Origin of the sequence: Pseudomonas sp. Pse79 (assembly GCF_024519615.1) — a bacterium.
Classification (GTDB): domain Bacteria; phylum Pseudomonadota; class Gammaproteobacteria; order Pseudomonadales; family Pseudomonadaceae; genus Aquipseudomonas; species Aquipseudomonas veronii.
The window spans coordinates 37,577-54,602 of the sequence record NZ_JALJRR010000025.1 but is presented as its reverse complement, the minus strand read 5'-3'; the positions used below and the strand labels follow the sequence as shown (position 1 = coordinate 54,602).

The following is a 17,026-nucleotide window of genomic DNA, read 5'->3' as shown; positions in this document are numbered from 1 at the left end:
GACCCGCCATTCAACTTTCATAAAAGCTTAACGAAAGTGCTGCAGAGTTCGGGAGCCCGTTATCACAATGAGTTCCTTCGATGAAAAATTTGATGAAGTCTGCTGCACTCGCCGTTGCGGTTTCTCTTTGTGCAAGTTCCATGGCTTTTGCTGAGGAAAGCGTTCGTCTGAGCGGCTCAGGCGCTAGTTTCCCGGCACCGATCTACCTGACCTGGTTCAAGGATTTCAGTAAGAAAACCGCAGGTGTCACTGTGGATTATCAATCCAAGGGCAGTGGCGCCGGTGTGCAGGACTTCCTGAACAAAACCGTCGATTTCGCCGCCAGTGACTCGGCAATGAAAGACGAAGATATCGCCAAGGTTGCCGAAGGCGTGCAGTTGCTGCCGATGACGGCAGGTGAAATCGTGTTGGCTTTTAACCTGCCGGGCAATCCTAAAGAACTTAAATTGCCACGCGACGTTTACTCCAACATCTTCTTGGGCAAGATCACCAAGTGGAACGACCCGAAAATCGTTGCAGCCAACCCGGGCCTGAAACTGCCTGATATGCCGATCACCGTGGTCGTGCGTGCAGACTCCAGCGGTACCACTGCGGTATTCACAAAGCATCTGGCGACGATCAACCCACAGTTCCAGAAAGATTTGGGTGAAGGCAACACCGTCAACTGGCCTGCCAGCGACAAATTCATCAAATCGCCGAAGAACGATGGTGTGACAGCGACCGTGCGCCAGACTCCGGGCGCTATCGGCTACATCGAATACGGTTTCGCCAAGCTGGCCAAGGTTGACTTTGCCCAACTGCAGAACAAGGCCGGCAAGTACGTTGTCCCTAACGCAGAAAGCGGTGCCGAGGCCCTCGCGGCTGTGAAAATGCCGGAAAGCCTGGTGGCCTGGCTGCCGGATCCGGACGGCGCCAAGTCCTACCCGATCACGTCCTACACCTGGATGATCTTCCGCAAGCACAACGAGAACCCGGCCAAGGCCAAGGCGATGCGCGAAATGGTCGAATACAGCCTGACCGAAGGGCAGAAAATCGCCGACTCGATGGGTTACATCCCGCTGCCGAAATCGGTTGTCGATGAGGTTCGCAAAGCGTCCGCCAACATCCAGTAACGCACGTGAGGCCTCTCTCGGTATGCGCGCTCAGCCATACCGGGAGCGTTTCCCCCTTGTTCCGGAGTTAGCCTATGAGCACACCTTTTGTCGTACCGGTTAACCAGGATTCTGCCTGCCAGCCACCCTCTGCAAAGGATTTCCTGGTTGATCGCACCTTCCGTGCGCTCGCACGAATAGGGGTGATTCTGATTCTGGCGTTGGTCTTCGCCTTGGTATTCGAGGTGGGACGCAAGGCCCTTCCAGGCATGGAAAAGCACGGTTTTGATGTGCTTCTCGGCAGCGTCTGGGACGTTAACCAAGGCAAGTACGGCATTTTGCCGGCCATTTGGGGCACGCTCTACAGCGCCCTGATCGCACTGCTGATCGCAGGCTTTTTCGGCGTCAGCATGGCGATTTTCCTGACCCAGGATTTCCTGCCGGCGAAGCTGGCAGCCGTGTTTCGAACCATCGTCGAATTACTCGCGGCCATCCCCAGCGTCGTTTATGGCCTGTGGGGAATTTACGTGGTGATCCCGACGATTCGCCCGCTTACGGCGTGGCTGAACAGCGAACTGGGCTGGATACCTTTTTTTGGCACGACCTTGAGCGGGCCGGGGCTGCTTCCTGCGGCGTTGGTACTGGCCATCATGATTCTGCCGACCATTGCGGCCGTGTCGCAGGACGCCCTCACCGGTGTCCCGATGAAAACCAAGCAAGCCGCCTACGGCATGGGGACGACCCATTGGGAAGCGATTCTGAAGGTGATGGTGCCATCCGCCGCCACCGGTATTTTCGGTTCCCTGGTCCTCGGCCTGGGTCGCGCGCTGGGGGAAACCATGGCGCTGGCCATGCTGGTGGGCAACGCGAACAACATCTCGCTTTCTCTGTTTGCCCCGGCCAATACGCTAGCGGCCTTGTTGGCGCTGAACTTCCCCGAAGCCGGGCCGAACGAAATCGAAGTATTGATGTACGCCGCACTGGTACTGATGTTTATCACGCTCCTGGTGAACGTCATCGGTTCCATGATCATGGTCTATGCCCAACGTGGTACTAAATGATGACTGACATCACTTCCTCTACAGCCGCTTTACCAAGCCTGCAGCGCAAGTTTGAAGGCCGCGCCCTGCGCAGCCTGGTGTTGACCACACTGGTCTGGGGTGGTGCTCTACTGGCCAGCGTGCCGCTGATTTCCGTGCTCTACATGCTGATCACGCGCGGAGGGGCACGCCTGAGCCTGGAGGTATTCACCGAACTGCCGCCAACCGGTTTCGAGACCGGCGGTGGCTTCGGCAACGCGATGGCAGGCACCTTCGTCATGGTCGGTATCGCGGCGGCAATCGCGGTGCCGGTCGGCATCATGGCGGCCATCTTTCTGGCGGAACTGGGGCCAGACAGCAAGCTGGCAAACGCCGCGCGCTTTGCCGCCAAGATGCTTACGGGCCTGCCATCCATTCTGGCCGGGGTGTTTGCCTACGCGCTGGTGGTGATGACCACCGGTACCTATTCAGCACCGGCGGGTGGCGTGGCACTGGCGGTACTGATGTTGCCCATCGTCGTGCTGACGGCTGAAGAGTCGATGAGGATGGTGCCTAAAATCATGAAGGATGCGGCCTACGGCATGGGCTGTACCCGCTCGCAGGTCATCTGGAAAATCGTCTTGCCTACCGGCATGCCGGCAATCCTGACGGGCGTCATGCTCGCCGTGGCCCGCGCCGCGGGCGAAACCGCGCCGTTGTTGTTTACCGCGCTGTTCAGCAACTACTGGATTTTTCACGACGGCAGCCTGGCAGTCATGAATCCGACGGCATCGCTTGCCGTGCTGATTTACAACTTCTCCGGTATGCCCTTCGACAACCAACTCGAGCTCGCATGGGCAGCCTCGCTGGTGCTGGTGATGATCGTATTGGTCGTGAATATTGTCAGCCGCATTTTCGGCAAGCCCAAGTATTGAGAACGGGAGCATCTGAATTTTGAACGTATCAACTGCGCAAATAGCCGCTCCGTTTGTCACCCAGGCGCCTGTCGTCATGGACTGCAAGCTGGACAAAATTTTCTACGGCAACTTCATGGCGGTACGTGACAGCCATGTGCCGATCGAAAAAAACAAGATCACCGGTTTCATCGGCCCTTCTGGCTGCGGCAAAAGTACCGTGCTGCGTAGCCTCAATCGGATGAACGATCTGGTGAAAGGCTTTCGGTTTGAAGGGCACGTGCATTTCCTTGGGCAAGACGTCTATGGCAAGGGCGTTGACCCGGTGGTCGTGCGACGTTACATCGGTATGGTTTTTCAGCAGCCGAACCCATTTTCGATGAGCATTTTCGACAACGTTGCGTTTGGCCTGCGCCTCAATCGCTACAAAGGCGACCTGGGAGACCGTGTAAAGCACGCCCTGCAAGGCGCGGCGCTGTGGGATGAGGTCAAGGACAAGCTCAAGGTCAGCGGCCTGTCACTCTCCGGCGGCCAGCAACAACGGCTTTGTATCGCTCGCGCCATCGCGACCGAACCTGAAGTGCTGTTGCTGGATGAGCCCTGTTCGGCACTCGACCCGATCGCGACGCGCCGGGTCGAGGAGTTGATGGTTGAGCTGAAGAAGGATTACACCATCGCCCTGGTCACCCACAATATGCAACAAGCCATCCGTGTTGCGGACACGACAGCGTTTTTCTCGGTTGATATTTCCCAGGGCACGCGCACCGGTTATTTGGTTGAGATGGGCCCAACGGCGCAGATTTTCGATAACCCGCGCGAACAAATGACCGGGGATTACATCAGCGGCAAGTTCAGCTAAACAGCAAACGTCCAGTCAAGACCGCATACCGCTATAGTGCCAAAGGTGCTTTAGCGGGCATCCGGTCGTTTTACCTGCTTATCTACCGTTTCCCAGGATTGCCAATGCCTGCACCCCGTCGTCTTGATCTACCTGCAATCGAACGCGCGCTACGCGAGGTGCAGAGCCGCTTTTCCGAGCTCAGCAGGCACTTTACCGAGCCGCGCGACCCCTTGACCGACGAAGTGCTGCACAATGTACTTGAAGGTTATGCGTTGATTGACAGCTATGTCGCAAGCGGCGTAGACCTGTTCGACCTTCAGCAACTGAACCTGATGCTGGAGATCAACGCCACCGTGCTCTGTGGCCGGGACCCGGTACGCCGACGAGAATACGCTCAACATCTGGCGGCGACCGAGGAACACTTCTTCAACAACGTCGAGGGGGGGATAAAAGACTTGTTCAATTGGTACTGTGCGTATCGCAGCGAATCCGTCTGGAAACGTGCAGCCGGTGTCTACGTGCGAATCCTCAGCAAGCCGCAGTTGTTTATTGAAGGCAATAACCGCAGTGGGTCGCTCATCGTCAGCTATTTGCTCATGCGCGCAGGTTTGCCTCCATTCGTGCTGACGCTGAAAAACGCCGAGGGCTACTTCAACCCGTCATCGGTCATACGCAACTCCGCCAAGCATGGCGTCAAGGCGTTGTATGAATTGCCCAAGATCAAGAAAAAGTATGCAGCCTTCCTGGAAGATCAGGCATCTGATTCAATGAAATTTCTTCTCAACGACAAGGCCTCGCCCCTTTACCAGGAGGGTCATCGATGAGCCGGTATCCCACGCTCGCTAAATGCCGAGCTTCCGGCAGCCGGGTATGGCACGCCATGCGGCGCGCCGTCCCGATGCACGGATTCAGGCGTCAGCGCATACGCATTTCGTTCGATATCGATGACACCCTGGCCTGCCAACTCCACCACTGCGCGGTCGAGCCAAGCCGGCTGCCGGCCTGTGTGCATCGTTGGCTGGGTGAACCACTGCGTATCGGTACACGCTCCCTGACCCAAGAGTTACGTCGCCAGGGCTGCAGTATTTGGGTCTACACCTCGTCCGGTCGCACTCCGTCCTACATCAGGCGTTGGCTATTGCTGTACGGCATCCGCGTCGACGGGGTGGTCAACAGCATGCTGCATAACCGTGCCCTGACGGTGCATGGCCTGTCGAACGCGCCCTCGAAATTTCCGCCGGCATTCGATATCGACTTACATGTCGACGATTCCGAAGGCGTGCGGACTGAAGGGCGTGATCACGGTTTTCGCGTTGTTGTCGTGCATCCGGAGGATGAGCGCTGGGCACAGAAAGTCCTCGATGCCGTGGCGGAAGTCCAAGCACAGCTCGCTTGGCAACAACCGTTCAGGAAGAAGAAGCCAGCACAACAATGCTCGGAAATTGTGCCCTCGTGATTTTTAGTAACCCTGGCTTATCACCGCGGCCCATGGCTGCAAAAAAATCTTCACGGTCTGGACATTCTCTTGTGTGTTCATCGAAATCGCTCCATTGCCTTTACCCTAACCGGACACGTTGTGGGCCTGCGGGTGAGGAAGAGGGTATTCGCACGCCGCGCGGGTATTGGCTGGCAGTCAATTCGATCAAAAGCGACGCGCAACGCGATCTTGCCTGATGCGCAGGACGTGCTTAGGGCGCGAGTATTTCCTGAAGAAACGCGATGAATACACTGATGCGGCTGGAACCACGGTGGTTGGGCAGATACAGCGCATTGATGCAGGTGCTTGCACTGCCTGGGTTGACTTCATATTGCTCCAGCACCCGCGTCAGCCGACCTGCACTGACGTCCTCACGTACCAGCCAATCGGCCAATAGCGTCACCCCGCCACCGGCCAAGGCAGCCTCGCGCAGAATGTCGGCATTGTTGCTTTGCAGCCGTCCCTGCACGTTCACGCGGATGACGTCCTCATCGCCCAGGAATGTCCAGTCGTGGTGGCCGGTGTGGTAATCGAAACGCAAGCACGGGTGCTCGAGCAAGTCGCGAGGGTGTCGCGGCAGTCCGGTTCGTGTCAGGTATTCGGGACTCGCCACCACCCAACGCTGGAAATAGCCCAGCCGCTTGCTGACGATGTCATCACTGACAACCGATGAACCAAGACGTACTGACACATCGATTTGTTCGCTGAGCAGGTCACTGACCTCGTCGCTCAGCGAGAGACTGATTTCCAGACCGGGATGGCGTTCAAGCAACCGCCCCAAGTGCGGGGCGATGATTCGCCGGCCGAATTCCACCGGGACACTGACCCGCAAACGCCCCTGAGCTTCGCTGCCACGGTCGGCAACGACGGCATCCGCGCCATCGATGGCCTCAAGGATCGCCACGACTTTATCGAAATAGTGCTGCCCCGCCACCGTGACGCTCGTATTGCGCGTGGTGCGGTTGAGCAGGCTGGCGCCCAACTCACTTTCCAGCCCCGCGACCTGCCGTGTCACAGACGATGTGGAGATGCCGAGCTTACGCGCCGCAGATGAGTAACCCCCACAGCGCACCGTTTCGACAAACATTTTCAGCGCCAGCAACTTGTCCATGCACGGATTCCGAGATCGAAAGGTAAAGGTAGCGACTGTGCATGACCAGGCAATGGGAGTCTTGCATGGCTGTGCTCAATGGCTTGATTGGTTAAGGAGGCTTGCGATCCCCCTATTGATCGGATGATAATCAAAATTGATCAAATGATCGACCGATTAATAGAGCGACGTCTCGGAGCGGGTACATGCCACGGCGAGAACCGGTCGCTCTGAACCCGTGCAAGCACAAAGGCGCGCACTTGAACCCGTCAAGACAACAATAAAAAGGAGATCGACGATGCAATGCCCCTGCTGTCTTTCAAAGACCCGTCGCCAACTGCTGGGCATCATGGCAGCTACCGCCGGCGGTCTGCTGGTTACCCGTTTATCACCCGCCTCGGCGGCACCGATCAAGAAGGGTGCCGATGTCCCGGTGCGATCGGTGGACATCCACGCACATTACTACCCTGAAGAGTTCTTACACCTCCTGGGAAGTGAGGGCAAAACGTTCGGTGCAAGCTATACCCGCCAGGAAACTACTTTCAGCTTCGCCACCCCGGCCGGAGGATTGGGGCCATTGCCGTTGAAATTCATCGACGTGCAGGCGCGTTTGCTCGATATGGACCGTTCCGGCGTCGACGTACAGGCGCTGTCCCTTAGCGTGCCAATGGTGTACTGGGCAGATCGACAACTCAATGCCCGCCTGGCACGTGCCTGGAACGATGCTGCGTCGATGGTCCATCGCCAACACCCACAACGTTTTGTGGTGCTGGCCACGTTGCCGATGCTAGAGGCTGACGATGCCATCGCCGAGCTGGAACGCGCCGCCGAATTGCCTGGGGTTCGTGGGGTGTACATGGGCACAAACATCAACGGCCTGGACCTGGACAATCCGCGCTTCGCGCCCGTCTTTGCCCGTATAGAACAGCTCGGACTCCCAGTATTCCTGCACCCGCAACAAACGGTCGGCGGCAACCGTCTGAGCAACTACTACTTGAGCAACTTGCTGGGCAACCCGTTCGATACCGCTATCGCGGCGTCACACCTGATCCTCGGCGGAGTATTGGATCAATACCCTCAACTGCATGTGTCATTGCCTCACGCCGGTGGGGCTTTGCCAATACTCGTGGGACGTCTCGATGCCGGGTGGACCTCACGCCCTGAGACACGACGCCTGGCCCAGAAGCCGAGCAGCTACTTGACGCGATTCAGCTACGACACCGTGTCGCACTCCGGGCCGGTGCTGGACTATTTGATCGCCAACGTCGGTATCGACCATCTGGTCCTGGGCAGCGACTACTGCTTCGACATGGGCTATGAACAGCCGGTGCGTTTTGTCGAAAGCGTAGGCTTGGGTCCGCGCGAGAAAGCGGCAGTACTCGGCGCCAACGCGGCCAGAATCCTGAAACTCCCCGTATAGCGTTGGCGAAACTCTCGATTTCCCTTTGGCCGGTTTGACCGGCCTTTTTTTTGCGAACCGTTCAAGACTTCACCAAATCGTCTCTGCCGTTCGCTCGGGATCCCAGCCAAGATGATCGAACCGAATAAACAAATACTGATCAATCATAACCATGGGCCCATACGACTTTAAATAAATCAGTCAAAAGACTATAAAAACCAACCGACCCGCATTGCCGACAGCAAGCACTACACCCATTAAATTATATTGGCCCATCTGTAGACAAACATGGATAAACATCATTTTCGGTAATAATCAGTATCCCGCCTGAGCATTTCTACAAACAACCTGGCGACAGCATAATCAGCTCCAGAAGCAAACAAAGAGATCTTGTCCCCTCTCTCATTCTTACTGGAAGACACCCTGATGAAATATGCAATGCTCGCCTCACTGATGATGTTTAGCGTATACGCTTCAGCCCATGATGGCGCCAACAACAATGCCTCTGCCCCTGAACCTGAGCGGTACAATTATTCCGAACACCTGGATATCGCCAAGGTCATCGACATCACTACTGCAGAGGACACAAACAACGCTTGTGGCCCAGTGGACGCGCACATGGTGTATGTGGATCACAAGGGTATAACGCACGACCTGCAATACAAAATACTCGGTGGCGCTTGCCAGAATGGTTAAAACTTCAAAGTTTACAGGTGCTAAAAAAGAGGAGACCGCTTCGATCTGAAGCTAATCTCCTCTTTTTATATTCAGTCTAGAAAGACTGCAACAGCCCAACGATCACAGCCCACTTTCATCCCGCCAACGCAAGGCTCTCGCCAATAAGTCCGATGTGAGCCGCTCCATCAGGCTTGGGCGATCCCCATAATCCGATTGCCCATACTCACCCCCCAATCCGCCATACGCATGCCTTCTGCAAGTTGTTGGTGCTGCCAGGCAAGCAGGGCTTTATCGAGGTCGCCGATGTCGTCGATTGCTTGCGCCAGGGCCAGTGCATTGCGGGCTGCCTTGGCCGTGCTTCCGGCGGTATGAGGACGCGGCACAAAAGCGGCGTCGCCAGTCAACAGCACACGGCCAAACACCATCTGAGGAACTTTGAGATCAAGGATCGCTTGCACAAAAATATCTTGGGTCTGGCGAATCAGTTCCCGAAAAGCCGGGTTCGCCTGCCGCTCCCCCATTCCCCGTATGTAAGCATCCTGCCCAGCGGCCAAGGCTCCGGGTGGAATGGAGTGACTACGCCGACGGCCATCGCTGTCAGTGAGCACAGCGTCCAGTTCCGCCCCTTGTGCAGCTTTCAAATACCACAGCCAATTGAACCGACGCTCGCCCGGATTAACGGAGCCATTCACGCTCGGCACCATGTATTCCAGCATCAGCGATTCAGGGTCTTGTTGAAAAACAAAGTCCTCGTAAAGCTGCATTTTGGCGAAGTCTGGAAGGTGCTCTTCATCGACCAGCCCGCGCCACACCACATACCCCGAATAGCTGGGTACTGTTCCAGGCAACACCACGCTTCGCACGGTTGAACCCGAGCCATCAGCGCCAATCAGCAGGTCTGCCTCGGCAGTGCTGCCGTCGGCAAAAATCGCAGTCACCCGGTGTTCATTCTGAGTCAGATCCACCAACGTCTTGCCACGGTGATAATGCTCAGCAGCAAATGCAGAAAATAATGAGCTGTACAGTGTGTTCCAGGACGTCTGGGTTTGCGGCATCGGCTCTTTATGCACGACGCTACCCTCTCGATCCAGATAGAGACGATCATGGGACCGGACGCCGAGCGCTCCTGCCGGATGAATGCCCGCATAACGAAAATGGTGCAGAACGTCCGCTTGCAGAACGATGCCCCCGCCACGACTATCCATCGCCGCAGGGGATCGCTCGTAAATATCGACCTGCCAACCAATCGCGCGTAACGCCGTGGCGGCGAACAGCCCGCCCAGGGAACCACCAATGACCAAGGCCTTTGGAACGCCTGAACTCTTCATTACCTTTCTCCTCGTTGCAGGGTGATTCCCGCAGCTGCGGTTTACCGTTGCGTTATGCCAACACCGGATAGTCGATGTACCCCTTGGCGTCGCCGCCAAAAAAGCTGTTGCCGTCAGCCACGTTGAGTTCGTTGCGACCACGCAAGCGAGCCGGTAAGTCGGGGTTGGCAATGAACGGTCGACCAAACGCAATGAGGTCTGCACGGCCCTGCGCAATGGCCTGTTCGGCCGTTTCGCCGGAGTAGCCACCCGCCAACATCAGAACGCCGTGGAAGTCAGTACGCAGTTGCTTGATGATCGCGTCCCAGCGTGGATCGTTACTTTCATCGAGCACTGTGCCGACCATCATCGGTTCTACCAGGTGCAGGTAAGCGAGATTCCAGTGATTGAGCCGGGATGCGATGTAGCCAAAGGTTTGTTCCGGGGTGTCATCGCCCATTCCCATGAAACGTCCCATCGGTGTCAGGCGGACAGCAACACGTTCGGCACCTACTTCTGCGGTCACGGCTTCCACGACTTCAAGCAGCAACCGCGCACGGTTTTCGATACTTCCCCCGTAGCGATCACTTCGCTGATTGCTGGCGCTGTTGATGAATTGGTCGAGCAGGTAGCCGTTGCCCGCGTGAATTTCCACACCATCCATACCGGCCAGAATCGCGTTGCGAGCGGCCCTGCGGAAGTCACCAACGATCGCTTCGATCCCAGGAATGTCCAGCGCCTGAGGGACAGGTACATCACCCCATACGCCCTCGCCCTCTTCATTCAGGATGAAGGTCTTGCCGGGCACTGGCTGCGCGGTCGGTGCCACCGGCAAGCCGCCGTTAGGCTGGAACACCGGGTGCGACACTCGCCCCACATGCCAGAGCTGCAGGAAAATGCGCCCGCCTTCTGCGTGCACGGCTTCGCTGACAGCCTTCCAGCCCTGAATCTGCTCGTCGCTATGGATGCCGGGCGTCCAGGCGTAACCCTGGCCCTGCTGCGAAATCTGTGTAGCCTCGGTAATGATCAATGCAGCACTGGCACGCTGACGGTAGTACTCGACGTTCATCGATGTCGGTACGTTGCCAGGTTGCCCCGCTCGCGAGCGAGTCAGAGGCGCCATGACGACGCGGTGATCGAGGGTGAATTGGCCGAGTTTGATAGGGCTGAACAAGTGATGAGTCATGATGATGTCCTGAATGGATTGGGATTGAAAAACCGCCTCAGGCGGCTTGGCTTCGCTTCAGTATCTGGATCATTATTTCGATGGGCTGCGCGCCACTGATCACGTCATCCGCGATCTGGATACTCGGCACCGAGCGCACACCGGACGCCTTGGTTTGGGCTTCGAGCTTCAAGACTTCAGCGGTGCCTTCATCGGCCTTGAGAAAGTCGACAATGACCTCTCGGTCCAGCCCGGTTTCGGCAGCGATGTCGGCCAGCACAGTGAGGTCGCCGATATCCCGCCCTTCGCTGAAGTACGCCTTGAAAATGGCCTTGACCAGCAAGGAAGCGTCTCGACCCGCCTGTTGCTCGCGCCATACCAACCGATGCGCGGCCAGGGTGTTGGGGGTTTTTTCGACGCGCTCATAATCGAACTCAAGGCCGACGGCCTTACCGGCGTGGGTGACCTGTGCGTCCATGGCCTGGCTACGCGCCCAGCTGCCGAACTTGCCAGAGCGATAGGCTTTGCGATCCATGCCTCGAACCGGCATGTCCGGGTTCAACTGATAAGGCAGGAAACTGATTGGGCGGTCCGTTGAAAAACCCGAAGCGGCCAGCGCGCGTTCAAGATTTTCCTCACCGATCCAGCACCATGGGCAGATGAAGTCGTAAGTCACCTGAATTTTGGATGAATGCAAACTCATGACGGTCTCCGTGGTTGAATGTTTCACCCCCCCAAGGTAGGTGCCGGAGCGCCGACAGAGAATCCACCTGCTGCACAACGTTGCTTTTCGCAAAACGCAACGATGCACCGATCACGTCGTCGGCTGTGTTTGCGACTTGAGCAATTCGGTGAGGAAATCAATGAACGCATTGATACGTTTCGAGCCGCGATGATTGGGCAGGTACAAAGCCGAGATCGCTGAACTGGCGCTGTTCGGATTGACGACAAAAGCGTCGAACAAGGCAGTGAGTCGACCACTGTCGACGTCATCATTGACCAACCAATCGGGTAACAGCGCCACCCCGCACCCGGCCAGCACCACTTCGCGCAGGACCTCGGCATTGTTGCTCTTGAATTGCCCTTCGACGGGCACGCGCAGCTCTTGGCCCTGCTCTGTAAATGTCCAGAACTGCTGTGGCGCGCCATAGTTGAAGCGCATGCACTCGTGCTGCATGAGGTCCATGGGCCCGTCGGGAAATCCTCGAGCGTTCAGGTACTCGGCGCTGGCGACTACGCGGCGGCGAAAGTTGCCGATGCAGCGGCTGACCAGCGTTTCCATCGCCGCTGGCGACCCCAGCCGGATCGATAGATCGATGCGTTCGCCGAGCAGATCGACGATGTCGTCCGATAGCGTCATATCCAGTACGAGCAGGGGATAGCGCGCTAAAAGCGCGCCGATATGAGGGGCAATAAGACGCTGTCCAAACGCCACGGGCACGGAGATACGCAACTGTCCCGCGGGCACTTCACCGCGGTCCGAAACTGACTCGTCGGCGTCAGCCATGGCGCTCAGAATATCCCGGCTTTTCAGGTAGTACACACTACCGGCATCGGTCAACGTGACTCGCCGGGTAGATCGATTCAGCAGCACGGCACCCAGGTCATCCTCAAGCCTGTCGATCATTCTGGTGACTGAAGAGGTCGCCAGATTGAGTTGCCTGGCGGCAGACGAAAAGCCCTTGGAATCTACTGACTGGATGAATATTTTCAGTGCGAGCAGCTTGTCCATGAAACCCCTTCCGTCATTACGCTCCTTGAGCGCCTATCTTTGGACATCGGCGCACCCTGCGCGAGTTAACGGTTGTTAATTCTGCCGCCGTTGCGCCTGGCGCAATGTAGCGTTGCGCCTTGATGGGGTACTCCATCACAAGCGCCCTCTCTAAGCTCACGACATGGAAAATCGCCGCCCATCGCACGCGGCGGATTGAAAAATCTGTCGTTAATTCAGCTCGAGAGGTAAGGCGATGAAGCGCAAGACGATCATCGGTGCCGTTCTGGCAATCGGCGTCGCGGGGTTAGGCTTTGCGTTCTGGATGATGTGGAGGCCGGAAATTGCCACTGTCAGCCAACACCTGAATGCTGATCGCGAGACGCTGGACAGAGGCCGCCGCGTGGTCGAAGCGGGCGACTGTGCGGTCTGTCACACACGGCCAGGGGGCGCCTACATGGCCGGTGGGTTGCCGCTGGTAACGCCCTTCGGAACCCTCTTCACCACCAACATCACCCCGGACCCGCAGTCCGGTATCGGTCAGTGGTCGCTGGACGCCTTTGAACGGGCCATGCGTGAAGGCATCGCGCGTGACGGCCACTTTCTCTATCCGGCCTTCCCCTACGTGCATTACCGGAAGCTGAGCGATGCCGATATTGCCGACGCCTATGCTTTCCTGATGAGCGTGGACCCGATCAAATACACCGCACCGGAAAATCATATGGTCTTCCCCATGAACTTCCGTCCGCTGGTGTCTTTCTGGAACTTACTGTTCCTGCATGGGGATCCGCTGAAAGCACTTCCCAACCGATCAGCACAATGGAACCGCGGACGTTATCTGGTCGAGGGCGCGGGGCACTGTTCGTCGTGCCATTCGCCCCTGAATCTGATTGGTGGGGAGAAAGGCAGCGAACTGTTCAACGGTGGCGTCGTCGACGGCTGGACAGCTCCCGCCCTGCGCGGAATGACCGAGGCACAACACCCCTGGAATGAAGCCCAGTTGGTCGCCTATCTGACGGGCGAGGTCGCCGAAGGACATGGCGCAGCGGCGGGCCCGATGTTGCCGGTCAGCCTGAGCATCGCGCAATTGCCGGCGGAAGACGCGCATGCCATCGCGCAGTACATTCTTGACCTCAAGAAAACTTCATCGGATGCCCCATCGCCGCCCTGCACCTCTGGGGTCAAGCCCAGCGCCACGGCGCTGCGGGGCGCCGCGTTGTTCGAGGGGGCCTGCGCGAGTTGCCATGGCCGCGCGGCGCCGATGCGCGTCATTGAATCGCGGCCGGCACTGGCGAACACCTCGGCGGTGAGGGCGGACTCGCCACGCAATTTGATCCAGACCATCCTGCAGGGCATCCCGATGTCCAGCGCCGCTTCCAGCCACTACATGCCTGCTTTCGCCCACAACCTGGACGACACCCATGTGGCCGCACTTGCCGAGTACTTGCGCAATGAAAGCTGTGCAAACCGACCCTGGACGGATCTCGACAAGACAATCAAAAGTATTCGGGCTCAGGAGCAGCAACCGTGATCACACTTGACATCAACGGCAAGACTCACGAACTGGACATCGCGGACGACATGCCCCTGCTATATGCCTTGCGCAACCAGGTGGGGCTCAATGGCGCCAAATACGGCTGCGGCCTGGGTCAGTGCGGCGCGTGCACCGTGTTAGTGAACGACAAGCCGGTGTTTTCCTGCCTGACGCCGTGCGGCGCACTGGCGGGCAAATCGGTACGCACCGTCGAGAGCCTGGGCAGCGTCGACCAACCGGGGCCGTTGCAGAAAGCCTTTATCGATGAACAGGCCGCCCAGTGTGGTTATTGCATCGCGGGAATGATCGTGAGGGCGCAGGCGCTGCTGGAGGCCAACCCTCATCCGGACGATGAAACGATCCGCCGCCACATGGCACCGAATTTATGCCGCTGCGGCACCCACGTGCGGATCTTCGCCGCGATCAAGTCGGTTGTCGCGCAGGGAGGCAAGGTATGAAAACCCCCACGCAAAACGTCAATCTGAGCCGCCGCGCCTTCGTGATAAACGGGGCTTTGGTGATGGGGTTCGCGATGCTTCCAGGTATTCCCCGGGCCTTCGCTGACACCGAGGTGGACACCTTGGGTACGACAATCCTGGCGCCTGATCTGCCCGGCAGCCTGCGGGCCACGCCCTATCTGGACGCCTGGATCCGCATCGATGCGAAAGATGGCATCACCGTCTACACCGGCAAAGTGGAGCTGGGCACGGGTGTTAAAACTGCGCTCCTGCAGATCGCCGCCGAACGCCTTGAAGTGTCACCTGGGCTCATCCGTTTTCTCACTGCCGACACCGCACTGACACCCAATGAAGGTTACACCGCCGGCAGCCATACGATCGTCGACAGCGGCACTGCACTGTTCAACGCCGCGGCCCAGGTGCGGCAGTTGTTACTCGAGTCCGCAGCACGGCAATGGCAGCGCAGCATCGACAGCCTGACCACGCGGGATGCGGTGATCTACGATACACAAGGCCGCAGCATGACCTACGCACAGGCAGTGGTGGGGGTTCAACTGCATCGCTTTGCGTCGGCCAACTCGCCCTTCAAGCCCGCTGGCACTTTCACCCTGATCGGCAAATCGTTGCCTCGGCTGGACATCCCGGCCAAAGTCAGTGGCGGTGCGGCCTATGTGCAGGACATGCGGCTGCCCGATATGCTGCACGCCCGGGTGATACGCCCGCCCCGGCGCGGCAGTCAGCTTCTGGAGATCGACGAGGCCGCCCTCAGGCAACTTCCCGGCGAGGTGAAACTGGTCCGCAATGGCAGCTACCTCGCCGTGGTCGCCACCGATGAATGGCTGGCGGTCAAAGCGATGCGCGAAGGCTACGCCAAGGCCCGCTGGACAGAAGGTAACCCGCTGCCTGACTCGACACACATCCATCAACTCCTCACCGAATTACCGGCGCGGCGCTATCCGGTGAGCGCCAAGGGTGACCTCCCGCAACCGCTGCCGCGTGCTTACAAGGCCCGGGTGACCAAGCAATACCTGATGCACGGCTCCATCGGGCCCTCCTGCGCAGTGGCCTGGTTCAAGGATGGAACATTGACCGTCTGGACCCATACCCAAGGTGTCTACCCTCTGCGCGCGGGTATCGCCGAGATGGTCGGCCTGCCAGTGGCTCAGGTGCGTTGCATCCACGCTGAAGGTTCCGGTTGCTATGGCCACAATGGCGCCGATGACGCCGCCGCCGATGCCGCGCTGATTGCCATGGCCATTCCCGGCAAGCCGATTCGGGTGCAATGGATGCGCGAACAGGAAAACCTCTGGGAGCCGTACAGCTCGGCCATGCTTGCCGAGGTGGAAGCGGGGCTGGACGACAGTGGGCGTCTTCGCGACTGGAAATACGAGCTCTGGAGCACCCCGCACAACGAACGTATCGTCAATGCCGGGCGCCTGTTGCCGGCGTGGCTGTTGGCCAATCCCTTCACCCCGGCACCTTCGGTGCCGATTGCTCAGCCCGAAGGTGACGGCGACCGTAATGCCGTTCCGTTGTATGAGATACCCAACCTGAAGGTCGACATGAACTTTGTGCTGACCATGCCATTCAGGACCTCGGCCATGCGTTCGCTCGGTGCCCACATCAACATCTTCGCCATCGAAAGCACCGTCGATGAACTGGCGGCTAGGGCCACCATCGACCCGGTGCAATTTCGCCTGAATCACTTGAGCGATCCGCGAGCACGGGCGGTGGTGGAGCGCGTGGCCGCTGAGTTCCGCTGGCCGCACAAAGCAACGGGACCCGGCAGCGGAATCGGCTTCGCCTTTGCCCGCTACAAAAACATCATGGGTTACTGCGCGATCGCCGTGCAGTTGCATGTGCAGCGCCAGACCGGGCAAGTGATGATCGATCGCGTAGTCGCCGCCGTCGACGTGGGGCAAATTGTCAGCCCCGACGGGCTGCTCAATCAGATCCAGGGGGGCATCGTGCAGTCCGCGAGTTGGACGCTCTATGAACGAATCCTCTATGACGCCAGCGGCATGCACAGCTTCGACTGGAGCGGCTATCCGATCATGCGTTTTCCGGATTTACCGCAACAGGTCGAGGTCCACATGATTGATCAGCCGGATCAGCCATTTCTGGGTGCCGCAGAAATCGTCCAGGGCCCCATGGCCGCAGCACTGGGCAATGCCATCAACGATGCCACCGGCAAGCGTTTGCTCGATCTGCCCCTGGCACGACGTGGCTGGCAGGATGCGCTGGGGTCATGACCGATCCGGGCGGTGTCGACGTTATGCCCTTCAGCCAAAAGTAAGCCACCCGATTCCGGCGAAACGTCTGAATCGGTAGCCAGGCGCACG

16 protein-coding genes are annotated in these 17,026 nt (G+C 58.3%); 11 read left to right on the top strand and 5 right to left on the bottom strand.

The genetic code is table 11. The features are described 5' to 3' along the window. Positions 1–80: 80 nt before the first annotated feature. The 6 genes from pstS to NR164_RS24700 all read left to right on the top strand — a co-directional run bounded on the left by pstS (position 81) and on the right by NR164_RS24700 (position 5,321). Positions 81–1,112, top strand: coding sequence for a phosphate ABC transporter substrate-binding protein PstS (gene pstS / locus NR164_RS24725; RefSeq protein WP_026140103.1), 1,032 nt, complete (start codon positions 81–83; stop codon positions 1,110–1,112). 74 nt (positions 1,113–1,186) lie between these two features. Continuing rightward, the gene (gene pstC, locus NR164_RS24720; protein ID WP_046382745.1) at positions 1,187–2,152 is read left to right on the top strand and encodes a phosphate ABC transporter permease subunit PstC; all 966 of its coding nucleotides are present in this window, start codon (positions 1,187–1,189) and stop codon (positions 2,150–2,152) included. After that, positions 2,152–3,045, top strand: coding sequence for a phosphate ABC transporter permease PstA (gene pstA, locus NR164_RS24715; protein WP_026140105.1), 894 nt, complete (start codon positions 2,152–2,154; stop codon positions 3,043–3,045). The genes pstC and pstA overlap by 1 nt, the downstream gene beginning before the upstream one ends. Before the next feature lie 76 nt (positions 3,046–3,121). Further along, on the top strand, positions 3,122–3,883 hold the full coding sequence (pstB, locus tag NR164_RS24710) for a phosphate ABC transporter ATP-binding protein PstB (RefSeq protein WP_017847588.1): 762 nt from the start codon (positions 3,122–3,124) through the stop codon (positions 3,881–3,883). Between the two features lie 104 nt (positions 3,884–3,987). Continuing rightward, positions 3,988–4,689, top strand: a complete 702-nt coding sequence (locus NR164_RS24705; RefSeq protein ID WP_017847589.1) for a hypothetical protein — start codon at positions 3,988–3,990, stop codon at positions 4,687–4,689. After that, entirely contained in the window at positions 4,686–5,321 is a 636-nt protein-coding gene (locus tag NR164_RS24700; RefSeq protein ID WP_256823371.1) for a hypothetical protein, read from the top strand. Before NR164_RS24705 ends, NR164_RS24700 begins: the two co-directional genes overlap by 4 nt. A 232-nt stretch (positions 5,322–5,553) precedes the next feature. Here NR164_RS24700 and NR164_RS24695 read toward each other — a convergent pair whose 3' ends face one another. Further along, the gene (locus NR164_RS24695) at positions 5,554–6,453 is read right to left on the bottom strand and encodes a LysR family transcriptional regulator (protein WP_046382743.1); all 900 of its coding nucleotides are present in this window, start codon (positions 6,451–6,453) and stop codon (positions 5,554–5,556) included. A 277-nt stretch (positions 6,454–6,730) separates the two neighbouring features. On the opposite strand from NR164_RS24695, the gene NR164_RS24690 reads away from it, so the two are divergent. Then, positions 6,731–7,852, top strand: a complete 1,122-nt coding sequence (locus tag NR164_RS24690) for an amidohydrolase family protein (RefSeq protein WP_128192416.1) — start codon at positions 6,731–6,733, stop codon at positions 7,850–7,852. A gap of 405 nt (positions 7,853–8,257) precedes the next feature. After that, the gene (locus NR164_RS24685) at positions 8,258–8,527 is read left to right on the top strand and encodes a DUF2790 domain-containing protein (RefSeq protein ID WP_017847593.1); all 270 of its coding nucleotides are present in this window, start codon (positions 8,258–8,260) and stop codon (positions 8,525–8,527) included. Positions 8,528–8,694: 167 nt separating this feature from the next. On the opposite strand, the gene NR164_RS24680 is transcribed toward NR164_RS24685, so the two are convergent. The 4 genes from NR164_RS24680 to NR164_RS24665 form a co-directional block, all read right to left on the bottom strand. Continuing rightward, positions 8,695–9,837: an FAD binding domain-containing protein gene (locus NR164_RS24680; RefSeq protein ID WP_256823370.1), complete on the bottom strand. Its 1,143-nt coding sequence runs from the start codon at positions 9,835–9,837 to the stop codon at positions 8,695–8,697. A 52-nt stretch (positions 9,838–9,889) separates the two neighbouring features. Continuing rightward, on the bottom strand, positions 9,890–11,002 hold the full coding sequence (locus NR164_RS24675) for an alkene reductase (protein ID WP_128192418.1): 1,113 nt from the start codon (positions 11,000–11,002) through the stop codon (positions 9,890–9,892). Between the two features lie 37 nt (positions 11,003–11,039). Continuing rightward, entirely contained in the window at positions 11,040–11,684 is a 645-nt protein-coding gene (locus tag NR164_RS24670; protein ID WP_057005726.1) for a DsbA family oxidoreductase, read from the bottom strand. Between the two features lie 111 nt (positions 11,685–11,795). Continuing rightward, positions 11,796–12,713 (bottom strand): LysR family transcriptional regulator, encoded by a 918-nt coding sequence (locus tag NR164_RS24665; protein WP_256823369.1) that lies wholly within the window; start codon positions 12,711–12,713, stop codon positions 11,796–11,798. Positions 12,714–12,948: 235 nt separating this feature from the next. Here NR164_RS24665 and NR164_RS24660 point away from each other — a divergent pair, with 235 nt between their 5' ends. From NR164_RS24660 to NR164_RS24650, 3 genes are read left to right on the top strand one after another with little or no spacing between them, the layout of a single operon-like run. After that, complete coding sequence (locus NR164_RS24660; protein ID WP_256823368.1) at positions 12,949–14,223, top strand: c-type cytochrome; 1,275 nt, start codon at positions 12,949–12,951, stop codon at positions 14,221–14,223. Further along, complete coding sequence (locus NR164_RS24655; RefSeq protein ID WP_017847599.1) at positions 14,220–14,684, top strand: (2Fe-2S)-binding protein; 465 nt, start codon at positions 14,220–14,222, stop codon at positions 14,682–14,684. Before NR164_RS24660 ends, NR164_RS24655 begins: the two co-directional genes overlap by 4 nt. After that, a complete protein-coding gene (locus NR164_RS24650) occupies positions 14,681–16,936 on the top strand; it encodes a molybdopterin cofactor-binding domain-containing protein (protein WP_169864942.1) in 2,256 nt (751 codons plus the stop codon). The genes NR164_RS24655 and NR164_RS24650 overlap by 4 nt, the downstream gene beginning before the upstream one ends. The last annotated feature ends 90 nt before the right edge of the window (positions 16,937–17,026 follow it).

Bases quoted from the DNA above. Each gene is read 5' to 3' on its own strand.
- pstS (WP_026140103.1), top strand. From the start codon at position 81: ATGAAAAATTTGATGAAGTCTGCTGCACTCGCCGTTGCGGTTTCTCTT.
- pstC (WP_046382745.1), top strand. From the start codon at position 1,187: ATGAGCACACCTTTTGTCGTACCGGTTAACCAGGATTCTGCCTGCCAG.
- pstA (WP_026140105.1), top strand. From the start codon at position 2,152: ATGACTGACATCACTTCCTCTACAGCCGCTTTACCAAGCCTGCAGCGC.
- pstB (WP_017847588.1), top strand. From the start codon at position 3,122: ATGGACTGCAAGCTGGACAAAATTTTCTACGGCAACTTCATGGCGGTA.
- NR164_RS24705 (WP_017847589.1), top strand. From the start codon at position 3,988: ATGCCTGCACCCCGTCGTCTTGATCTACCTGCAATCGAACGCGCGCTA.
- NR164_RS24700 (WP_256823371.1), top strand. From the start codon at position 4,686: ATGAGCCGGTATCCCACGCTCGCTAAATGCCGAGCTTCCGGCAGCCGG.
- NR164_RS24695 (WP_046382743.1), bottom strand. From the start codon at position 6,453: ATGGACAAGTTGCTGGCGCTGAAAATGTTTGTCGAAACGGTGCGCTGT.
- NR164_RS24690 (WP_128192416.1), top strand. From the start codon at position 6,731: ATGCAATGCCCCTGCTGTCTTTCAAAGACCCGTCGCCAACTGCTGGGC.
- NR164_RS24685 (WP_017847593.1), top strand. From the start codon at position 8,258: ATGAAATATGCAATGCTCGCCTCACTGATGATGTTTAGCGTATACGCT.
- NR164_RS24680 (WP_256823370.1), bottom strand. From the start codon at position 9,837: ATGAAGAGTTCAGGCGTTCCAAAGGCCTTGGTCATTGGTGGTTCCCTG.
- NR164_RS24675 (WP_128192418.1), bottom strand. From the start codon at position 11,002: ATGACTCATCACTTGTTCAGCCCTATCAAACTCGGCCAATTCACCCTC.
- NR164_RS24670 (WP_057005726.1), bottom strand. From the start codon at position 11,684: ATGAGTTTGCATTCATCCAAAATTCAGGTGACTTACGACTTCATCTGC.
- NR164_RS24665 (WP_256823369.1), bottom strand. From the start codon at position 12,713: ATGGACAAGCTGCTCGCACTGAAAATATTCATCCAGTCAGTAGATTCC.
- NR164_RS24660 (WP_256823368.1), top strand. From the start codon at position 12,949: ATGAAGCGCAAGACGATCATCGGTGCCGTTCTGGCAATCGGCGTCGCG.
- NR164_RS24650 (WP_169864942.1), top strand. From the start codon at position 14,681: ATGAAAACCCCCACGCAAAACGTCAATCTGAGCCGCCGCGCCTTCGTG.